The sequence below is a fragment of the Bradyrhizobium sp. 215_C5_N1_1 genome, assembly GCF_052075935.1.
Classification (GTDB): Bacteria; Pseudomonadota; Alphaproteobacteria; order Rhizobiales; family Xanthobacteraceae; genus Bradyrhizobium; species Bradyrhizobium barranii.
In genome coordinates this window covers 4,089,370-4,107,875 of sequence record NZ_CP197228.1, presented here as the reverse complement: position 1 = coordinate 4,107,875, position 18,506 = coordinate 4,089,370, and the positions used below count along the sequence as shown (strand labels likewise).

The 18,506-nt window shown below is 63.8% G+C and carries 19 protein-coding genes; 5 read left to right on the top strand and 14 right to left on the bottom strand.

What is annotated here, in order from left to right; all coding sequences use genetic code 11:
• Positions 1 to 64 precede the first annotated feature (64 nt).
• The 9 genes from proS to AB7G19_RS19745 form a co-directional block, all read right to left on the bottom strand.
• Positions 65 to 1,384, bottom strand: a complete 1,320-nt coding sequence (gene proS, locus AB7G19_RS19785; protein WP_283016675.1) for a proline--tRNA ligase — start codon at positions 1,382 to 1,384, stop codon at positions 65 to 67.
• Positions 1,385 to 1,535: 151 nt separating this feature from the next.
• The gene (locus AB7G19_RS19780) at positions 1,536 to 3,110 is read right to left on the bottom strand and encodes a copper resistance CopC/CopD family protein (protein ID WP_354112911.1); all 1,575 of its coding nucleotides are present in this window, start codon (positions 3,108 to 3,110) and stop codon (positions 1,536 to 1,538) included.
• Positions 3,110 to 3,631, bottom strand: coding sequence for a YcnI family copper-binding membrane protein (locus tag AB7G19_RS19775; RefSeq protein WP_283016677.1), 522 nt, complete (start codon positions 3,629 to 3,631; stop codon positions 3,110 to 3,112). The genes AB7G19_RS19780 and AB7G19_RS19775 overlap by 1 nt, the downstream gene beginning before the upstream one ends.
• 20 nt (positions 3,632 to 3,651) lie before the next feature.
• Entirely contained in the window at positions 3,652 to 4,086 is a 435-nt protein-coding gene (locus AB7G19_RS19770; RefSeq protein ID WP_283016678.1) for a hypothetical protein, read from the bottom strand.
• Positions 4,086 to 4,607, bottom strand: coding sequence for a copper chaperone PCu(A)C (locus AB7G19_RS19765; RefSeq protein WP_063983006.1), 522 nt, complete (start codon positions 4,605 to 4,607; stop codon positions 4,086 to 4,088). Before AB7G19_RS19765 ends, AB7G19_RS19770 begins: the two co-directional genes overlap by 1 nt.
• A gap of 28 nt (positions 4,608 to 4,635) precedes the next feature.
• Entirely contained in the window at positions 4,636 to 5,133 is a 498-nt protein-coding gene (locus AB7G19_RS19760; RefSeq protein WP_071913412.1) for a TlpA family protein disulfide reductase, read from the bottom strand.
• Entirely contained in the window at positions 5,130 to 6,341 is a 1,212-nt protein-coding gene (locus AB7G19_RS19755; protein ID WP_354123704.1) for a sialidase family protein, read from the bottom strand. The genes AB7G19_RS19760 and AB7G19_RS19755 overlap by 4 nt, the downstream gene beginning before the upstream one ends.
• 26 nt (positions 6,342 to 6,367) lie before the next feature.
• Positions 6,368 to 8,773, bottom strand: a complete 2,406-nt coding sequence (locus tag AB7G19_RS19750) for a TonB-dependent receptor family protein (protein WP_441268020.1) — start codon at positions 8,771 to 8,773, stop codon at positions 6,368 to 6,370.
• A gap of 84 nt (positions 8,774 to 8,857) precedes the next feature.
• Positions 8,858 to 9,232 carry a DUF2946 domain-containing protein gene (locus tag AB7G19_RS19745; RefSeq protein ID WP_028155966.1) on the bottom strand — a complete coding sequence of 125 codons (375 nt, stop codon included), beginning with the start codon at positions 9,230 to 9,232 and terminating at the stop codon, positions 8,858 to 8,860.
• Between the two features lie 498 nt (positions 9,233 to 9,730).
• On the opposite strand from AB7G19_RS19745, the gene AB7G19_RS19740 reads away from it, so the two are divergent.
• The 4 genes from AB7G19_RS19740 (at position 9,731) to AB7G19_RS19725 (ending at position 13,847) form a co-directional block, all read left to right on the top strand.
• Positions 9,731 to 10,135, top strand: a complete 405-nt coding sequence (locus tag AB7G19_RS19740) for a globin (protein WP_283016681.1) — start codon at positions 9,731 to 9,733, stop codon at positions 10,133 to 10,135.
• Positions 10,136 to 10,274: 139 nt separating this feature from the next.
• Positions 10,275 to 11,297 (top strand): sugar ABC transporter substrate-binding protein, encoded by a 1,023-nt coding sequence (locus tag AB7G19_RS19735; RefSeq protein WP_283016682.1) that lies wholly within the window; start codon positions 10,275 to 10,277, stop codon positions 11,295 to 11,297.
• A gap of 6 nt (positions 11,298 to 11,303) precedes the next feature.
• Positions 11,304 to 12,806: a sugar ABC transporter ATP-binding protein gene (locus AB7G19_RS19730; protein WP_283016683.1), complete on the top strand. Its 1,503-nt coding sequence runs from the start codon at positions 11,304 to 11,306 to the stop codon at positions 12,804 to 12,806.
• A gap of 12 nt (positions 12,807 to 12,818) precedes the next feature.
• Complete coding sequence (locus tag AB7G19_RS19725) at positions 12,819 to 13,847, top strand: ABC transporter permease (protein WP_071913403.1); 1,029 nt, start codon at positions 12,819 to 12,821, stop codon at positions 13,845 to 13,847.
• A gap of 250 nt (positions 13,848 to 14,097) precedes the next feature.
• On the opposite strand, the gene AB7G19_RS19720 is transcribed toward AB7G19_RS19725, so the two are convergent.
• The 4 genes from AB7G19_RS19720 to AB7G19_RS19705 all read right to left on the bottom strand — a co-directional run bounded on the left by AB7G19_RS19720 (position 14,098) and on the right by AB7G19_RS19705 (position 17,449).
• Positions 14,098 to 15,141 carry a medium chain dehydrogenase/reductase family protein gene (locus AB7G19_RS19720; RefSeq protein WP_166096979.1) on the bottom strand — a complete coding sequence of 348 codons (1,044 nt, stop codon included), beginning with the start codon at positions 15,139 to 15,141 and terminating at the stop codon, positions 14,098 to 14,100.
• A gap of 196 nt (positions 15,142 to 15,337) precedes the next feature.
• Positions 15,338 to 16,042, bottom strand: coding sequence for an L-2-amino-thiazoline-4-carboxylic acid hydrolase (locus AB7G19_RS19715; RefSeq protein WP_283016684.1), 705 nt, complete (start codon positions 16,040 to 16,042; stop codon positions 15,338 to 15,340).
• Positions 16,043 to 16,083: 41 nt separating this feature from the next.
• Positions 16,084 to 16,470, bottom strand: coding sequence for a RidA family protein (locus tag AB7G19_RS19710; RefSeq protein ID WP_166096980.1), 387 nt, complete (start codon positions 16,468 to 16,470; stop codon positions 16,084 to 16,086).
• Between the two features lies 1 nt (position 16,471).
• Positions 16,472 to 17,449 (bottom strand): VOC family protein, encoded by a 978-nt coding sequence (locus tag AB7G19_RS19705; RefSeq protein ID WP_283018882.1) that lies wholly within the window; start codon positions 17,447 to 17,449, stop codon positions 16,472 to 16,474.
• Between the two features lie 20 nt (positions 17,450 to 17,469).
• On the opposite strand from AB7G19_RS19705, the gene AB7G19_RS19700 reads away from it, so the two are divergent.
• Positions 17,470 to 18,096, top strand: coding sequence for a LysR family transcriptional regulator (locus AB7G19_RS19700; protein ID WP_208087122.1), 627 nt, complete (start codon positions 17,470 to 17,472; stop codon positions 18,094 to 18,096).
• Between the two features lie 108 nt (positions 18,097 to 18,204).
• Here the strand turns inward: AB7G19_RS19700 and AB7G19_RS19695 are convergent, their stop codons facing one another.
• Complete coding sequence (locus tag AB7G19_RS19695; RefSeq protein ID WP_167767920.1) at positions 18,205 to 18,480, bottom strand: hypothetical protein; 276 nt, start codon at positions 18,478 to 18,480, stop codon at positions 18,205 to 18,207.
• Positions 18,481 to 18,506: the final 26 nt, after the last annotated feature.

Below are 18,506 nucleotides of genomic sequence, written 5' to 3'. Positions count from 1 at the left end.
ATCCCATGATTCGGGGTCAATTGTGGCCGGATTGGCGGCCGCGATATCGCGCGATGAACAATATTCAGCCGACCAGCCGGGCGACCGCGTCCGCAGGCGACATCGTCTCGCGGGAGCCGTCACTGCGCTTCTTGATCTCGACCTTGCCTTCGGCGAGGCCCTTCGGCCCGATCATGATCTGCCAGGGGATGCCGATCAGGTCGGCGGCGGCGAATTTGGCGCCGGCGCGCTGGTCGGTGTCGTCGTAGAGCACGTCGACGCCCTTGGCGGTGAGCTCGGCGTAGAGCTTCTCGCAGGCCGCATCGACCGCGGCATCGCCCTGCTTGAGGTTGAGAATCGACACGCGGAACGGGGCCACCGCCTCCGGCCATTTGATGCCGGCATCGTCATGGCAGGCCTCGATGATGGCGCCCAGCAGGCGCGAGACGCCGACGCCGTAGGAGCCGCCATGGATCGGCACATCGACACCGTCGGGGCCCGCAACCAGTGCCTTCATCGCATCGGAATACTTCGTGCCGAAATAGAAGATCTGCCCGACCTCGATGCCGCGGGTGTTCACCCGCTTGTCCGCAGGCACTTCCTGCTCGAAGCGCGCGGCGTCGTGCACGTCTTCCGTCGCCGCATAGACCGAGGTCCATTGCTTGATGATTGGTGTCAGGTCGCTGTCATAGTCGACGTCCTCGCCCGGCACCGGCAGGTCCAGCACGTCGCGATTGATGAAAACGCCGGATTCACCGGTCTCCGCAAGTACGATGAACTCGTGGCTGAGATCGCCGCCGATCGGGCCGGTCTCGGCGCGCATCGGGATCGCCTTCAGCCCCATCCGCGCGAAGGTGCGCAAATAGGCGACGAACATCTTGTTGTAGGAGATCCGCGCAGCCGCCTCGTTGAGGTCGAAGGAATAGGCGTCCTTCATCAGGAACTCGCGGCCACGCATCACGCCGAAACGCGGACGCTGCTCGTCGCGGAATTTCCATTGGATATGATAAAGGTTGAGCGGCAGGTTCTTGTAGGACTTGACGTAGGCGCGGAAGATCTCGGTGATCATTTCCTCGTTGGTCGGCCCGTACAGCAGCTCACGCTTGTGGCGGTCGGCGATGCGCAGCATTTCCGGGCCGTAGGCGTCGTAACGGCCGCTCTCGCGCCAGAGGTCGGCCAGCTGGAGCGTCGGCATCAACAGTTCCAGCGCGCCGGAGCGGTCCTGCTCCTCGCGCACGATCTGCTCGATCTTCTTCAGCACGCGGAAGCCAAGCGGCAGCCAGGCATAGATACCGGCCGCCTCCTGCCGGATCATGCCGGCGCGCAGCATCAGCCGATGCGAGACGATCTCCGCCTCTTTCGGATTTTCCTTCAGGATGGGCAGAAAGAATCGCGACAGCCGCATGGCAATACTCTGGGAATCAGTGATCGCCTGCAGTGAAAGCGGATTGGGAACGAAAACACAAGACCGGGAATGAGGAAAAGCCGCTAAGGCGACGAAATTCCTGTCATTTTTCCGTTGCCTTCAGGTTCAGCATGAACTGCACCGGCGCGCTTTAAGGTAGCCCCAGATCGAGCTCGTCCTCCAGCGTGACCTTCTCGAAATCGGTCACCAGCGCGTCGATCCGCACATGCCAGCGGCCCGCGAAGGGAAGCTCGACCTTGCGCACGTGCCAGTAGCCGTCCGGCTCGAGCGAGGCGCCCCGCTCCATCGGCTCGATGCCGCGCTCCGGCAGGCTCAGGGTCAGCGTCACCTCCTTCGCGATCAGCGGCGTGGCCTCGCCGGTCATGAGCTGGAGCACGAAATCGTCGACGCCGGGTTTCCCAGGAGACACCAGAACCTGGAACATCGCCTTGTCGCTGTGGATGTGGATCGCCAAAGGCGTCTCGGGAATGATCGTCCGCGGCGGCGGGGTGAAGCGCCAGCCGGCGACGACGGCAAGGATGGCGAGTGCGATCGCGCCTTCCAGCAGGATCGAGCGCTTGAGCGCGGGCGTCCCTGTCTCGTCCCGGGCCAGGGCCAGGGCCAGGGCCGGTGTCAGCCTGAACCGATTGAGCGCGGCAAGGGCCAGCAACCCCGTGACCAATGCAAGCTTGATCGAGAGGATGAGTCCGTAGCGGGTCTCGACCAGCGCGACCGGCTTTTCGAGTTGAACGATCGCGAGTGCGAGGCCGGTCAAGGCCAGCACGCCGACCGCCAGCGCAGCGATGCGGGAAAAGCGGTTCACGACGGGGAGCGTCGCAGTCGTCGGCTTCGACACCAGCGCGACCAGCGGCGCGAGAGCACCGATCCAGATGGTGACGCCGAGGCCGTGGAGAAAGATCGCCGGCCGGGTCAAAGCCTCCGGCGGGGCCGTTGCGGCGTGCCCGGTCATGGCAAGCGACAGGCCGACGCCGACCAGCGCGATGATCGCAAGAGCGCGCGCGTACCATGCGCTGCGCAGCGCCATCAACGCGAACAGCATCGCAGCAATCGCAACCAGCAGCGCGGGGCCGGCACTGGTCGCGAACGCGACTTTCCAGGGGGCGGCCGTCGCGAGAGCCGCTGGCGGCAGCCCGAGAAGATCCAAGCCTAACACCCCGAGAGAGACAGCGGCGCTCGGAATGCCGATGGCGAGCGCTACGCGTGGAACGGTCATGCCCGTCGTCGACCACGCAACCCAGCGCGCAAAGAACACGCCTCCGACACCGACGAACAGCCCGAGATAAAGACCGACCCGCGCAAGCCAGATCAGCACGTTCAACCCGCGATCGGCATTGGCGGGAGGTTGCGTCCCCGTCGGCATGCCGATCGAGAAGATCACCGATCCCGCGACGGGATGGCCGTCCTGCGAGATCACGCGGTAGCTGACGACCGCAGTGCCCTGCGGCAGGTCTGGCGGCATCACGACCGAGATCGTTTCGCCCGACGCGCTGACGCGCGCATCGTCCCGCGCCCTGCCCGCGCCGTCGATCAAGCGGATTGCACCAGGCGTCACCGCCTCGTTGAAGCGCAGCTCCACCGCCTTCGGCGCGCTCGCAAGCATGCTGCCGCTCGTCGGTTCGACTGCGACCAGCGCCGCATGCGCAGACGCGCCGGTCGTGAAGCCGACAACGCAGAGGAGCGTCGCGAGCGCGGCGAGAAAGCGCATCAGGGCTTTGGCAGGAGCTTCACGCCCGGTGCCGGCGACTTGCCCTCATGCGAATGCCCTGCCCCGTCCGCCGGGATCTCGATCCAGCGGCTGACGCCGGTCTCGCACTCCTGGACGACAGGGAAATACAGCGTCGTGTTCGGCTTCAGGCTGTCTGTCAGGAAGCTGCTGATGACGAACTCGTCGTAATTGTGGTCCGGCAGCTTGCCGCCGGACCAGGCGACCTCCCTGACGCCGGAGGCAAGCTTGTTGCCGTGATAGTCGTATTCATTGGCGTACTTGCCTTCGACGACATCGACGCTCCAGCCCGCCTTCGGCATCGGCTTCACCGCAATCACGCCTTCCGGAATCTGCACCCTGATCTTCACCGTGGGCGAACCCGCGCAGCCGTGAGGCACGGCGAAGACGGCCTTGTAGTAGGAACCAACCGTCGCCTGCTTGGTCTCGAGCGTGATATGCGCCGATGCAGGCGGCACGGCCAGCGCGGCGGCGATCAGGAACAGGCAGGATTTCTTCGACATGTTTGGCCCCTTCGACTTCGTCATTTGATCAGGATCGGCGATTCCACGTTGACATGATCGGCCTCGGAGATCGAAATTCCGAGACCCAGCATCCAGCGTCCGGGCGTCAATTGCGCGACCTTCACGTGCCAGCCGTCCTCGCCGTCGCGCGAAGCCTCGACCGGCGCGAGCTTCCGGCCGGACTGCGTGTCCACGAGCGTCACCGACACGGCTTTGGCCGTGAGTGGCGTCTCGTCCGTGGTTTCGAGCTGGATGGCGATCTCGACCGGGCCGGCGCGGCCCGGCGAGACCGTGACATTGGCCATGGCCTTCTCGGTGTGCAGGTGCGTGAAAAAGCTGTCGTCGTCCGTCGCCGCCGCAAGCGGTGTGGCGGCAACCGACAGCAACGCAGCCATCGCGAGCGCAAGGCCTGTGAGGGATCGACGCGAGGTCATCGGAGACTTGATCTGTTTCATCACATCTTCATTCCCGAATGATCCGGCATTTTCTTCATCATGTGCCCGCCGTCACCGGGCGCCTGCGCACCGACGCCCTGGACGTCGAGGGAGACGGCGACCTTGCCGGCCTTCTCGAATTCCAGCGTCACCGGTACCTTGTCACCCTGCTTGAACGGACCCTTCAGCTCCTGGAGCATCAGATGATTGCCGCCGGGCGCGAGCTTCACCGTCTTGCCGGCATCGATCACGAGCCCCTTGTCGAGCGGACGCATCTTCATCACACCGTTGTCCATCGCCATCTCATGGACCTCGGTCTTCCCCGCGATGTCGGCGGAAACGCTGACCAGCCTGTCCGCCGTTGTCCCCTTGTTCTCGATGGTGAGATAGCCGCCGGCGACCTTGGCGCCGCCCGGCGTCGCCCGGCTCCAGGCCTGCGAGATGACGAGATCGCCGGCCTTGACGTCCTCGGCCGCCGCTGGTGCTGCGCAGAGTGCGAGAGCGAACGCTGCGAGCAGCACATCTTTCAACATGGTCTTCATATCGGTATTCCCGTTTGCAGATTGAATTTCAGTGTGTGGCGAGCTGTTGGCCCGACCATTTTTCGAGATCGGCCATCTCGGCCGAGCCTTCGATCGTCGTGATTGTCCCGTCGCGGGAGATGAGCATGGTCCGGGGAATGTCGCCCTGCCAGGCGGGGTCGATCTCGAACCTCAAACGCTCGACAAAACCGTCGTTGAAGATGAAGTTCTCGGTCGACGACAGCCCCGCCTTGTCAAGCATCGACTGCGTTGCCGCCGGCAAGTTCGGCACGAGATCGGCGCTGATCGTGACCACGTCGATCCCGGGATGGTCCTTCGCAAACTGCCCGAGCAGCGGCAGCTCGACCTTGCAGGGCCCGCAGGTCACGCCCCAGAAATGCACGAGCGTCGGGCGGCCCGCATGACCCCTAAGGACGCCTTGCCAGGTGCCGCGCTCGAACGGTTTCAGGGCCGGCGCTGCTCCCAGCGTAGCCGTTGACGCGATCAGGAGACCCAGACCCAGAATGCCTGCAAATCGACGTCTCATGGCTGGTCCTCGATTGCTGTGAGCCGATAGCCATCCGCTTTCGTCATCCATGACAAATAGACCTGTTGGCCATTGGAAACGAGCAAGGGATGATCGGATGTGTCGGTCGTGCTCGATATCGTCTTCGGCGGCGACCAGCTTTCGCCATCGTCGCGGGAAATCATCATCTGGACCGAGGTCTTCTCGCCGTCGAACTCCTTCCAGACCATCACCGTTCCCACAGCACTTGCGAGCACGTAAGGACGCGTCGGATTGCGGCCCGGCTGCCCCAGCGCCATGGGTGCAGAGAAGGTGCGGCCTTCGTCGCGCGAGTGGGCGTAGAACAGTCCCTTGCGCGCCTTGCCGTTCGTGTACCAGGCGACGTGATAGGTCCCGTTCGGCGCAACGGTGAGGCTCGGTCCGTGATGCGGGCAGGCGTTGATCTGCCAGTCGTCATTGCTGACCCGATGGATTTCCCCCGGCGTCGAGACGTCGGCGAAGGTCATGACCGCGTGATCGCGCACGCCGCCCTCGAAGATATTTCTGAAGATCACGGCCGGCCGCCCGGGCGCCGCGAATGTCAGCCCCAACCGGCAGCATTCGCAAGTGTTGTCACGCGCAAGCTTCGCCTCCGCGTAGGTGGCGCCGCCATCGCGCGACGAGGCGAAGAACAGCCCCGCTCCCTCGTACCTCCGTCCCGCCTCCTTCGCGGGAACGCGATTGCGCTTGTCCAGCCATGCCGCAAAGACCGTTCCGTCCTGATCGAGCGCCAGCGCCTCAAAGCGCTGGCTCTCATTGTTGGCGGTGATGGGCCTCAGCTCCGCAAAGCTCTTCCCGCCGTCGCTGGATCGCGTGTAGAGCACCTGTCCGTTGAAGGCCTCATCCCTGAAGATCGAAAATGCGAGCGCGATGCCGCCCTTGCGGTCGACCACGATCTTAGGCCGCGCATCCGGTCCCCAATCAAGGTTCAGCCGCTTCGTCGTGACCTGGGTGGGCGCCGAGAAACTGCGCCCCGCATCCGGCGAACTCGCAACCGACACCTGCCCGCCCGCCATCCAGGCCAGCCACAGCGTTCCGTCCGGTCCGAATGCGGGCGTCACCTTGGTTGCGCAGCGCAGCGTCGGCTCCTCGCACGCCGCTTCGGAGGCATGTTGGCCGTGCATCTGCGCGAGCGCCGCCCCTTGCAGGAATGCAAGAGCGACTATCCCAAGCAAGCCACTTCGGACCATGGCCCTATTCCCTTCGAGAGCCCGGATCATCTGAATGCCACCTTCATACCCGCAACGAACAGGCGCGGCGAGCCCGCGTAGATCGATCCCGTCGTGTTTGCGAGCACGCTCGCAGGATTTTGAAGGCCGGCCGCCGTCACCGTATTGGCGATGTTGTTTGCCGACGCGACGTAGGTGCGGTCGAAAACATTCCTGACTTCGAGGAACAGGTTCAGGGATCTGAAAGTGTCGGACACCAGATCGGTCTTGTAGTGGACGTTCAGATTGACCAGCTCATAACCCGGCGCCTTCAACAGATTTGCATTGTCCATGTAGAAGGAGTCCTTCCACTGGACCTCAACAAAGCCACCGAGACCTGCCAGTGGCCCCGCAAACTCGTCGTAGCCAACGCGGGCTGTCAGCTCGTTGGGCGAAATGCCGGGGATCTTGTTGCCGGCCCGGTTGAAGCTGAACACTGCGCCATTGGTGATGTTCTCGACATACTCGGTATAGACCTCGTCGAGGTAGGTGTACGCCGCCGTGAACCTCCAGCCCGGATAGAACTTCCAATCGGCCGCAAGCTCGATGCCGCGATGCTCCGAGCGCGGCGCGTTGAACGTGTAGCTCGGGTTAGGTGAATTGACAGGTGTTGCCTGCGATACAAGTTCGTCGCGGAAGAACTCGTAGAAGCCCGTCGCGCTGACTTTGAGCGTGTTGTTCGGTGTCCAGTCGAAACCGAGGTCGTAGCCCAGATTTTTCTGAGCCTGGAGCTGGGTATTGTTGCCCGACAGCCCACTCGGCAGGACAAACAGGTTCGAAACCTGCGGAGTGCCGTACCCCGTAGCAACCCGCCCCCTGAGCACCCACTCGTTGTTCACCGTATAGAGCAACGCTAGTTCAGGCGCAGTGTTCTGGAATTGCCTGTCCGCGGTCGTCAGCGTCGTCGTGGTAATGCCAGTGGGGCCAGCGTACGCATACGCAGTGTTGATCCCCTTGAGAACGGTAGTTTCCCAGCCGATGCCTGCGACAGCCGTCAAGGATGTCGTCAGCTTGAGCTCTTCCCGCGCGCGAACGCCGTAATTGGTCGTCTGGCTATAAAGATTGCTCGACAGACTGCCGAGTGTGGCATTGCCCCCCGGCATGACGTTCCGCGTGTCGCTCGAGGCCGTCAGGGTGTTGTAGAAGGCACCGAAGAACGTGGTCGATTCCAGGCCGAGAATCTCGCCCCGCTTGGTGACGTCGCTCATGAAATTGTACGAGGGAAAATCTCCGATCGCGCTGGTCGTGCCGGTCGGCTGATTGATGTTCCTGTCGTCGAACACGAACTGGTTGCGCCAGGTCGTGGTGTTGTCGAAATCGTGCTCCCAGCGGCCGCCGACGATGGTGCGGCGGTCGTTGCGGCCAAGCCCGGCCTGCACGGCCGTCTCCTTGTCGGTTCCAGCGGTTGCATTGAAGCCGTTGTTGAACAGTGTGACCGTGCCGCATCCGGCGGCGGCCGAGACGCCGGTCGCACAGCCCTGCTGGAAAGGGTTTTGATAGTACTGGTTCAGCGACTGCCGGATCGGCAGCCGCGTGCTGAGATCGTTGTTGATGATCTTGACCGTGAAACGATCGTCCGGCGTCGCCTTGAGCGTGCCGAGGAAGTTGACGGTCTGCGTATTGAACCAGCTATTGCCGATATAGCCGTCGCCTCGCGTGTCGCTTGCGAACAGCGAGCCCTCGAAGTTCCCGACCTTTTTGCCGGCCGCGAGATAATTGTTGAGATAGCCGTAGCTGCCGCCGTCGACGCCATATTCGACGCCGTCGATCGCGCCGCCCGGCCGTGTGCGGAAATTGAGCGCGCCGCCGGTCGCGTAATTGCCGTAGAGCGCCGACGAGGGGCCGCGGATCACGTCGATGGCGGCATAGGCGCGCGGATCGATCAGGTCACTGCGCGACAGGCCGTCCGGCTGCGTCACCGGAAAACCGTCGTCGAAGATCACGAGATTGCGGATGCCGAAGCCATTGCGGGCGTTGGAGCCGCGGATCGAGATGCCGATATCGCGGGGTCCGTTGCCCTGCTTCACCGATATGCCGGGGCTCTCGCGCAGCACGTCGGCCACGGTAACCGCCGGCCGGTTGTCGAACTGGCTGCGATAGATGGTCGTCTCGGTCTGGCCGGTTGGCGCCTGATTGAGACCGTCTCGCGCCGCGCTGGCCGTCACGGCCCGGTTTGGGGTCGACGCGCCGACGCTCGCACTCGGCGAAACGGGCCTCGCTACGCGGCCGGCCGAAGCGGATCGCGGTTGCGAAGGCCGGGTGACTGGTTTGGCACGGGCAGTCTGCGGCGCCTCAACGGTCACCGCCGGCAGCTCCGTGTTCGTGCTTTGGGCAAAGACTCCGCTCGACGACGCAAGCAGCGCGGCCTGGACCGCGACGACGCTCACGCCACGGCGGGCATGACAACGTAACATGGGGCATTCCTGACGCCGGCTTTCTCTCCGGCCCTTCGACAGCATCGATCGCCAGCGGACGGACCGCGGCAATCACGAGGGTCGTCAGGAAAATTGAGGTGGTGCGCGCGCCTGGGCGCTTGTGCCCTTATGGATCGCGACGGCGGATACATCCGCCGCATGCCACACCACGCGCGCGGCGTGGCGGAAGGGAATGGCGAGTGCAACGTGCGGCGGCGAATCGAGCGATGCGCCTGCCTGCGCCAGGCAGCACAGCGCGCACGCGGCGCCATGTGCGGTCGGCGCGCCGGTCTGGTCGTTCAGACCGCCCTGCTCGCTGGCGCTGTGGCAGATGACGCCGGCAGACAACGGATCGGCCACGGCCTGGCCGGCCGCCAGACAGGCGGCAATCGGCGCCAGCACCTGCATCGCCAAAGCGAGCAGGACCAGGGGTAGGAATTTTTGCAGCCGTGCGCGCATCCGCCGAGCCATTCGTTCGCCTACGAACTAAACACCTCGCCGAGACCTGAGTCGAGGTCAGTTCCGCCGGCTTCTTGGCGCAGCGCAAATTTCTCGAAAACTGTGCTCCTGCCGCCCCACGGGATGGGACGTCCGGCATTTGAGGCAGTCCGGCAACCCGCCTCGTCCACAGATTTCTTATATTTGTCATATGCTTACGGGGCAAACAGCCCGATCATTTCGTCAGCTGCTCTAATTTTGAACAATCGTTGCCGAAAATGATGACAAGTGAGAAAAGTTGATCTAGCATCCCTCTTGCTCAGGCTGGCCGCGAGGTCGAAGTCTGGTGGTCCAAGTCTCGGGAGGAGCCCCTGGCGCGCAAAACGCAGCGTCGCCCCGTCAATCAAGAGCAAATCTTAGAATCGGGGATAATAGGGTCGACACAATTTTCGAGCGGGGCTAGGGCCCCGCTCTTTTTTTGCCCGCAAGGCTTCTTTTGCCCGCATGGCTTCGATGCCGATGAGCGCTCCCTCTAATCCAATCGAAAACAGCTTCGAACTCGCAGCCTCGCGTTGCGCGGATCTCACGCCACTCGTCTACCAACGGCTGTTCGAACAGCATCCCGAAACGCAGACCATGTTCCGCTCGCACGGCAGCGAGCTGGTGATGGGATCAATGCTTGCGCTGACGATCGAGGCGATCCTCGACTTCGCCGGTGAGCGTCGGGGCCATTTCAGGCTGATCGCCTGCGAGGTCACCTCGCACGATGGCTACGGCACCCCGCGCGAGCTGTTCATCGCGTTCTTCGCCGTCATCAGGGATGCGCTGCGCGACCTCCTCGGCGACGAATGGTCGCCGGAAATCGCACGGGCCTGGGACCAGCTGCTCGTCGAGATCGACGCCTTCGCCACCATTCCGGCCTGACGCTTTGCGCTGCACCAACACGAGCTGCGGCGATCTCGCGATCGATTGCAGATTGAGTGGCAGGAACTCTTGTGAGAGACTTTCGGACATCGGTCGCGCAATCAATGACGCGCCGACGAAAATTTTATGGGAGCGAGCGATGTCCGGGACGAAAGATTTCTCGACGACGAGGCGCGATCTTCTTCAGGCGGCGGCGACCGCCGGCGCCGGGGCTGCCCTTCTCGGCAGCATGGGCATAAACCCCGCCCTTGCAGCTGAGGTCGGACGATCCGAGAAGCCGCTGAAGGCGGCCTTCTCCAATGCGGGCCTCCAGGCCACCTGGTGCGCCCAGGGCAAGCAGGCGGCGGAATTCTGGGGCAAGCTGTTCAATGTCGAGGTGACCTGGTTCGATGGCCAGCTCGATGCGGTCAAGCAGCGCGCGGCGATCGACAACATGGCCTCGCAAAAGTGGGACTTCGTCGCGATCCAGGCCTTCGGTATCGGCACCCTCACCCAGCCCGTGCAGAAGATGATCGATGCCGGCACGCCGGTGATCGACATGGACACGCTGATTGCCCCGCTCGACCAGATCAACGTCCACTCTTTCCTTGCCCCCGACAACGAGTTCATGGGCGCCTCGGTGACGCAGGCGCTGTGCAACGCCATGGGCGGCAAAGGCAAGATCATCATGACGCAAGGCGCGCTCGGCCATACCGGGGCGCAAGGGCGGGCCAAAGGCTTCAATACCGTCGTCAAGCAGTTCCCGAACATCGAGGTGCTCGACACCCAGCCTGCCGACTGGGACGTGTCGAAAACCGCGCGCCTCTGGGAAACCTACCTGACCAAATATCCTCAGATCGACGCGGCGTTCTTCCACAATGACGACATGGCGCTCGCCGCCGCCAACATCATGAAGGCGCGCAATCGCACCAACATCCTGATCGGCGGCGTCGACGCGATGCCACCGGCGATCCAGGCGGTGAGCGAGGGCCGCATGTTCGCGACCGTGCGCAATCCGTCCTGCCGCATCCATGGCGGCGCGATCATCGCGGGTGTTTCCGCCGTGGTCGGCGGCGAGAAGAGCGGACAGGGCATTCCCAAGCACGTCATCACCGACGGCCCGGTCGTGACCAAGGCCAACGCCGCCGGCATGCAATGGATGGAAGATCACTTCCTGATCTGAGCCTCCATGCCTGAGGTTCGTTCGCCCATCCTGGAACTGCAAGGCATCACGAAGAGCTTCGGCGGCGTCGAGGCGCTTCGTGGTGTCGACTTCGCGCTTTCACCCGGCGAGATCCACGGTCTCGTCGGCGAGAACGGCGCCGGCAAAAGCACGCTGATGAAGATCATCGCCGGCGTGCACAGCGAATTCTCCGGCCGCTTCCTGATCGACGGGAAGGAGACGCATTTCCGCTCCGCCCGCGATGCACACGCGGCCGGTATCGCCATGGTGCATCAGGAGCTCAGCGTCGCGCCCGATCTCACCGTCGCCGAGAACGTGTTCCTGGGCAACCAGCCGACCAACCGGTTCGGCCTCGTGCAATGGCGGCGCATGGCGCGTGAGGCCGGCGAGCAGCTCGCCCGCTTCGGCATCGACGTCGATCCGATGTCCAGGCTCGGCGACCTCCCGATCGGGCTCCAGCAGCTGATCGAGATCGCCCGCGTGCTGTTCTCCGGCGCCCGCATCGTCATCCTGGACGAGCCGACATCCGCCCTCTCCCCGCCCGAGGTCGAGCGGCTGTTCGCGACGCTCCGGCGGCTGCGCGAGGAAGGCACTGCAATCGTCTTCATCTCGCATTTCATCGAGGACATCCTGCTCGTGTCCGACACGGTGACCGTGTTCCGCAACGGGCGGAAGGTCGCCGAGACGGCCGCGACTGCGACCAGCAAGGGCGCTCTGATCGAGGCCATGATCGGCCGCGGCGGCGAAGCGCTTGAGCACAGCTACACCGATGACCTCATGCTGCCACGGCCGAGCGACAGCTCCGTGGTTCTGAAGGTCGACCAATTGTCGCTGGCCCGCAGCCTGAAGGACATCTCCTTCGAGGCGCGCGCCGGCGAGGTGCTCGGCATCTACGGGTTCATGGGCTGCGGCCAGCAGGAGCTGTCGCGCATCCTGTTCGGCAAGCTGAAGCCGGACGGCGGCACGCTCGCGGTCGAGGGCAAGCCAAAAACCTTCGCCAGCACGGCGGCGGCGCGGCGCGCCGGCGTGGCGCTGGTGCCGGAGAGCCGGCGTGCCATGCTGTTCCACCAGGAGCCGGTCTACAAGAACATCTCGATCAGCATCCTGGACCGCATCTCGTCGCTGCTGCTCAAGCCGGCGCGGGAGCGCGACATCGCCAAGCGCCAGGTCGAGCAGTTGCAGATCAGGCCGCCGGTGGTCGGTCTCGACCTCGGCATGCTCTCCGGCGGCAACCAGCAGAAGGTCGCGCTGGCAAAATGGCTGACCTATCCGCCGAAGCTGCTGGTGCTGTGCGAGCCGACCCGCGGCATGGATGTCGGCGCCAAGAACGACGTCATCAACATCGTCCGCGATCTCCGCGCCAAGGGGCTCGCGGTCATCGTGCTGTCGACCGAGCCGGAAACGGTGCTGTCGCTGGCCGACCGCATCCTCGTGCTCAAGCGCGGCGCATTGGTGCGGGAATTCAAGAACGAGCCGGTCAGCAAGGACCGCCTGCTGGAAGCGGCGTGACGGAGAAGCACCATGGCGAGCAGTGAGACGGCTTTGGCGGCGGGTCAGCGGCCGCGCGGCGTTGCGCCCTTCCTGCGCTCGCAGATGCGCAACATCGCGCCGTTCCTCACCCTGATCTTCCTCTCCGCCTTCTTCGCCCTTGCCAGCCCCTCCTTCGCGACGCTGGACAACCTCGGCAACATCCTGACGCAGGTGTCGGTCACCGGTATCATCGCGGTCGGCCTCACCTTCGTGATCCTCTGCGCGGAGATTGACCTCTCGATCGCCAGCATCGCCAACGTCACCGGCATCGCGGTCGCCTACTTCACGCTGCAGGAATCCTACGTCAACATCGCCAACATTCCCCTGCCCGGCGCGGTCGCGATCATCCTGTCGATCCTGCTCTGCGCGCTGCTCGGCCTCGTCAACGCGCTCGGACTGACCGTGATCGGCATCCCCTCCTTCATCATGACGCTGGCCATGATGCAGATCGCGGCCGGCGTCTCGGCGCTGCTGGTGCGCGGCCAGATCGCCTACAAGGTGCCCGGCCTGATCACCACGCTCGGCTCGGGCTCGATCGGCGGCATCCCCTGGATCGTCATCGTCGCGGCCATCATGCTGCTCGGCGGCCATCTGGTGCTGACCTACACGCGCTTCGGCCGCTACGTCTACATGGTCGGCGGCAACCGCGAGGCGGCCGAATATTCCGGCCTCAACGTCAAGCTCATCCTCGGCGCCGTCATGGTGATCTCGGCGGTCTGCTCGGGCATCGGCGGCATGCTCGGCGTCGCCCATTTCGGCAGCGCGCAGCAGAACGAGTTCGACACCTATTTGCTCGACTCCATCGCCGCCGTCGTCGTCGGCGGCACCAGCCTGTTCGGCGGCCGCGGCGGCATCGGCAACACCATCGTCGGGCTGTTCGTTCTCGGTGTCCTGAATAACGGCCTCGACCACGTCAACATCGACAGCTTCCTGAAGATCCTGATCCGCGGCCTGATCCTGCTGGCGGCGCTGGTCATCAACGTCTACGCGCAACGGCTCAGGGAAAAAGCAGCGGAGTAGGCAGCCCTCAAAACAAAAAACGCGAAAACAACCCCATGCACAGTACAAATCATTGAAGAATTTGGCGCGAGGTGGCTTGAGCCCCCGCCGCAACGACGTTTGACACGTCGGGCAAAACAGGAGCACAACGTCATCATGGCGCCGTGCCTTTAAGGCCGATGGGCTCAGGACCGCGACCCAAACTCCGTCATTGCGAGCGCAGCGAAGCAATCCAGGAATCTATCCGCGGATACATGTCTGGAGCGCCGTTTCAGGCGGCGCGCTGGTTGTGTCGCGACGAGAGATCCGGGCACAGCACGAGCTTGCCCTCGAGGCCACCAGTCTCGAGGCGACGGTGAGCATCGGCGACCTCGTCGAAGGAGATCCGCTCGGCGATGCGCGGCCGGATGGCACCAGTTGCCAAAAGCCCGAACAGACGCTCCAAGTCCTCCTTGAACCAGGTGGGATGTCGCGCCCGCATGGCATTTACCGAGTAAAACCGGGCCCGCTTGCCGCCGGGCAACAATCTCCACAGGTAAAGGCGCGCGATCTCCATCACGATAGGGAGCATGCGACGCTGTGCTTGCACGCTCGCCGAGAAACCGATGGCACAGAGCAGGCCGCCTGGCTTGAGCGCCGCGTATGAGCGGCGATAGCCGTCTTCGCCAACGCCGTCGACGATAACGTCGAACCCGCCCGGCAGGACCCGCGTGAAGTCATCATGCTTGTAGTCGATCGGCGTTGCCCCTAGCTCTCGGACGAGCGCCATGTGCTCGCCGCGCGCGGTGCCCCACAGCTCGATGCCGGCCAATCTCCCGAGCATGAGCAGCGCCTGGCCGACGGCGCCGGCGGCGCCGTGCACGAGCACGCGCTGGCCTCGCTGGACCCGGGCCGCGCGGTGCAGAAGCTGGTACGCGGTCGTCCAGCTCAAGATCAGTGTGGCCGCCTCCGCCGCGTCTACGCCCTCCGGCACGCGGGCCACGTCGTTCGCCCGAAGCGTGCGGTAGTCAGCGTTTGACCCGACCACCGTCATGTCGGCCACGCGGTCGCCAATCTGAAAGTCATGCACGCCTTCACCGAGCTGATCGATTGCCCCGACCACGTCGTAGCCCATTACGAACGGCGGCCGGAGGCCCATCGTTTGCGGGTATAGATGGCGCCTGATCAACACCTCGGTGTAGTTGAGGCTCGACGCAAGTACACGGACCCGCAGCTCGCCCCGGCTGGCGGTCGGCAAGGGAGCGTCGACCACCTCCAGCCTCTCGGGATCACCGAAGAGGCTGACTTGAACAACTCGATTGCGCGGCTCCATCATCGGCGATCTCCTTGCAATGTCGTGATCCAGCGCAAGGACGGGCACTCTTTTGCAGCTATTTTGCATCGCCACGTCGGCAAGCATTGAGGATATGGCCGGCCTGGAGTTCTACCTTGATCTGGCTCAAAGCATGCGATGCGCAATTTGATCGCTACCGGGGCATAGCGGAGTTTCGCGAGCCGTCAGCGCGGCCGATTTATGGGTTCGCGGCCTCATCCGGCGGGAGCCGCGAGAAGCGGAAATTGCAGTGGCTCGCGCCGCCCGCCAATGTTTGTGTCCGCTCCAGGCGGATGCCGCGCGCTGCGTAGGCGACGAAATCGAGGCCGCAGATATTCGGCAGGATGTCCTTGTCCCCGTGGCGCGCTGCGAGCTTGCAGAAGCCGCAGGCCTTGTAGTTGATGCCGAATTCGAAGCTGTCTTGCGGACCCGGCTCGACGAAATCGTAGACGAAGTCTTCCGGAAACTCTTCCTGATGAGCTTTTGTAACGCTCCTTGCCGCCTGCTCGCGCAGCAAGGCCTGGTTCTCCGGCGACATGAATTGTCGCCCCGAGGCGAGACGCTCCGCTTCTGATACGGTCAGCAATTGCGCCTTGTAGGTGTCTCGCTCGATCTCGCCAATCACAGGCACCGGCACGCCGTGTCGTCGCAGCACCCGGCTGATGGCCATGAACCCCATCAGGCGCATGAAGAAATCGCTCATGCGGCTTGCCGCGCCGCCGACATAGGGCATTTGGGTGAGGACAATCTCGAATTCCTCCATCACCTCCCGCCTGATCCCGTCGATGTCGGTGAGATGCGTGCGCTCGCGCAGCATCGCTTCGGCAAGGTCGAGTCGATCGCGCATGGCGACCTCCATTGCGCTCCGATGCGTGTGGTAGAAGGGATGGATGTTCTCAGCCATTGGACACCTGAGGGCTCATTGCAGGGTTGGCGAAGCTGCCTTCATTCCGCGGCAATCGCCTCGATCTCGAGTAGCCATTTGCTGTCAACGGTCTCGACGACCACGACCGTCAGCGCGGGCCGATGTTCGCCGAGCACCTTGCTGCGAATGGTGCGGTTGGTCACGACTTGAGTCCGGTCAGTCAGGAACGTGGTGACCTTGACCAGATGCTCGACGCCAAGCCCCGCGGCGGCGAGCACCTCGATCACGTTGCGCCAGGCCTGCGCGCATTGCGCCTCGAAACCTTCGGGCACGGTGCCGTCGGTTTTCTCGGGCACCTGACCACTGATGAACAACAGACGGCGATGCTGCGTCAATTCAAGTCCCATGCTGTAACCGCCGGCGGGAGGATGGACCGTTGCGGGATTGTGGTTGACGATGTGAGCCATGTCAGTTTGCCTCCTGTTCGACGAATTCGAGCGCCAGACCATGCGCGGTGGCGGGTGGCACCAACAGCACGGCACCGGTCATCGCAAAGCCGACGCCGTTGTGTTTCAGTGTTCGCCCTGTCGCATCCAGATCAGCGACCGCCAGACGCGCCGCGCAAAAGCGCGGCGAAGCGCTGTTCGCGAGGCCCGGTAGCCGGCGCGCCAGTTCGGACGGGCCGAGCAAGGTGATCTGATTGCCGCGCTCACCAATCGTCAGCCGCCCGGGCGCAAGCTCGGCCGTGCCTTCCGTGAGGCGCTCGAGGAAATCGCGGTGCGCCGCCGGCTCCGCCGCCGACATCACCACCTCGACCACGCGGAGGGCGCCGTTGGGATGACGCTGATACTGCGCCTTCCAGAACAATTCCGGCTGGTGACGCTGCTGGCAGGTGAAGAACGCGATCCCGGGCATGGCGGGATCGGTGGCAAAGGCCAGCGAAAACGCGACGCGCGCCGTGCCTCCGCCCGGGAGCACCGCGTCGCGGCCGAAATCGAACGGCGCATAATCGCCGATGCGGTCGGCCCTGAAACGCACGGCATCGGCATGGGCGTCGGTGCTGTGCAAGACCAGCATCGACATCCCCTCGGCGGTCTCAAGAAAATCGCGGTTGTGGGCCGCGAAGCTGAAATGGCCCGGCGTGGCTGGCGGCACCAACGCATTATCGGTGACGGCCAGCAACTCCAGAAAATTGTCGGCGAACTGCGCCAGGCGGTTGCTGGTTCCGAACGGATGCACACCGGTCGGTGTGAGGTTGAAGCCAAGCCGCTGCCAATCCAGCGCAGCCTGCTCCAGATCGCGGACGCAAATGACGAGATGATCTAAACGACGGGGCATGGGGAGTCTCCGGATTGCGGGCCGACCGTATCCGGCGATGACGGCGCCGATCAAAGCATTGTTGCTGCGGTTCAGCGCAAGAAAATCTATTGCAAGGCCAAGGCCCATCGGTGTCAAACTGTGCTGCGATGACCTACGCCCTTCCCCCGCTCAACGCGCTCCGCGCTTTTGAGGCCGCCGCCCGGCATCTCAGCTTCAAGCTGGCCGCGCACGAGCTGCACGTGACACCTGCCGCCGTGGGACAGCAGGTGAAGGCGCTGGAGGCACGCCTCGGCGTGCAGCTGTTCGAGCGGCTGCATAAGCAGCTCATTCTCACCGCGGCCGGTCAGGCCTATCTGCCCGGGGTCTCCGAAGGTTTTCGTCACATTGCGGAGGCTACCTCGCAGTTGAAGCCGGCGGGCGCGGTGCTGCTGCAGTTGGGGGTCCATGGCAGCTTCGACCTGCGCCGGCTCGAATTGGCGGAGTTTCGCAGCGCGCATGCGGAGATCGGTTTGCGGGTGCTGCAGCCGGCCGGCCTGCACGAATTGGTCGAGGGCAAGGTCGACCTCTTGATCGCCCGCGGTCTCGGCCGCCATCCAGGCTATCGCTGCGACCGGGTCAATGAGGGATCAGGCCTCGGTGATTGGCTGATCGCGCCTGAAGGCACCGCGGATTGCCCCGAGATCGTCAGCTTCCGCGACTGGCTGCGCGCCCTGCCAGCCGAGAACCCGCTTGCAAACCGCCGCCCGCGTCTGGTCGGCATCAGCGGAAGCTAAGGCGACCGTGAGGCATGGCTTGAGCCCTCGCCGCTAGGACGTTTGAGACGTCAGGCAAAACACCGGCACAAGTCCATCATGGCGCTGGTCCCGTAGAGACCACCGAGCTCACGGCAGCGGTTCGACCTTCGCCGCCATATCGGGAACCCGCGTGATCTTATACATGGCGTTGCTGCATCTAAGAACCCAAACGTCGCGATCAGGTCGAGACGCCTTCGTGTTCTTCTTTGCGCCGAGTGGCTTTTCGCAAGTGAATCCTTGCGTGCGTATCTGGGCCGCAAGCATTCCCTGAACGGTTTCGGCCGGAATCTGCTGCGCCCGCACTTGCGGAGCAAATAGAATAAAAACGAAGGCAAGTAGTAATGATCCAGATGCTCTGTGCATGATTTCAACCCTTGAAGCAGCCGCCC

What these genes read in the sequence shown, in the direction of transcription:
- proS (WP_283016675.1), bottom strand. Translation starts at nt 1,384, where the DNA reads ATGCGGCTGTCGCGATTCTTTCTGCCCATCCTGAAGGAAAATCCGAAA.
- AB7G19_RS19780 (WP_354112911.1), bottom strand. Translation starts at nt 3,110, where the DNA reads ATGCGCTTTCTCGCCGCGCTCGCGACGCTCCTCTGCGTTGTCGGCTTC.
- AB7G19_RS19775 (WP_283016677.1), bottom strand. Translation starts at nt 3,631, where the DNA reads ATGTCGAAGAAATCCTGCCTGTTCCTGATCGCCGCCGCGCTGGCCGTG.
- AB7G19_RS19770 (WP_283016678.1), bottom strand. Translation starts at nt 4,086, where the DNA reads ATGAAACAGATCAAGTCTCCGATGACCTCGCGTCGATCCCTCACAGGC.
- AB7G19_RS19765 (WP_063983006.1), bottom strand. Translation starts at nt 4,607, where the DNA reads ATGAAGACCATGTTGAAAGATGTGCTGCTCGCAGCGTTCGCTCTCGCA.
- AB7G19_RS19760 (WP_071913412.1), bottom strand. Translation starts at nt 5,133, where the DNA reads ATGAGACGTCGATTTGCAGGCATTCTGGGTCTGGGTCTCCTGATCGCG.
- AB7G19_RS19755 (WP_354123704.1), bottom strand. Translation starts at nt 6,341, where the DNA reads ATGGTCCGAAGTGGCTTGCTTGGGATAGTCGCTCTTGCATTCCTGCAA.
- AB7G19_RS19750 (WP_441268020.1), bottom strand. Translation starts at nt 8,773, where the DNA reads ATGTTACGTTGTCATGCCCGCCGTGGCGTGAGCGTCGTCGCGGTCCAG.
- AB7G19_RS19745 (WP_028155966.1), bottom strand. Translation starts at nt 9,232, where the DNA reads ATGCGCGCACGGCTGCAAAAATTCCTACCCCTGGTCCTGCTCGCTTTG.
- AB7G19_RS19740 (WP_283016681.1), top strand. Translation starts at nt 9,731, where the DNA reads ATGAGCGCTCCCTCTAATCCAATCGAAAACAGCTTCGAACTCGCAGCC.
- AB7G19_RS19735 (WP_283016682.1), top strand. Translation starts at nt 10,275, where the DNA reads ATGTCCGGGACGAAAGATTTCTCGACGACGAGGCGCGATCTTCTTCAG.
- AB7G19_RS19730 (WP_283016683.1), top strand. Translation starts at nt 11,304, where the DNA reads ATGCCTGAGGTTCGTTCGCCCATCCTGGAACTGCAAGGCATCACGAAG.
- AB7G19_RS19725 (WP_071913403.1), top strand. Translation starts at nt 12,819, where the DNA reads ATGGCGAGCAGTGAGACGGCTTTGGCGGCGGGTCAGCGGCCGCGCGGC.
- AB7G19_RS19720 (WP_166096979.1), bottom strand. Translation starts at nt 15,141, where the DNA reads ATGATGGAGCCGCGCAATCGAGTTGTTCAAGTCAGCCTCTTCGGTGAT.
- AB7G19_RS19715 (WP_283016684.1), bottom strand. Translation starts at nt 16,042, where the DNA reads ATGGCTGAGAACATCCATCCCTTCTACCACACGCATCGGAGCGCAATG.
- AB7G19_RS19710 (WP_166096980.1), bottom strand. Translation starts at nt 16,470, where the DNA reads ATGGCTCACATCGTCAACCACAATCCCGCAACGGTCCATCCTCCCGCC.
- AB7G19_RS19705 (WP_283018882.1), bottom strand. Translation starts at nt 17,449, where the DNA reads ATGGGCCTTGGCCTTGCAATAGATTTTCTTGCGCTGAACCGCAGCAAC.
- AB7G19_RS19700 (WP_208087122.1), top strand. Translation starts at nt 17,470, where the DNA reads ATGACCTACGCCCTTCCCCCGCTCAACGCGCTCCGCGCTTTTGAGGCC.
- AB7G19_RS19695 (WP_167767920.1), bottom strand. Translation starts at nt 18,480, where the DNA reads ATGCACAGAGCATCTGGATCATTACTACTTGCCTTCGTTTTTATTCTA.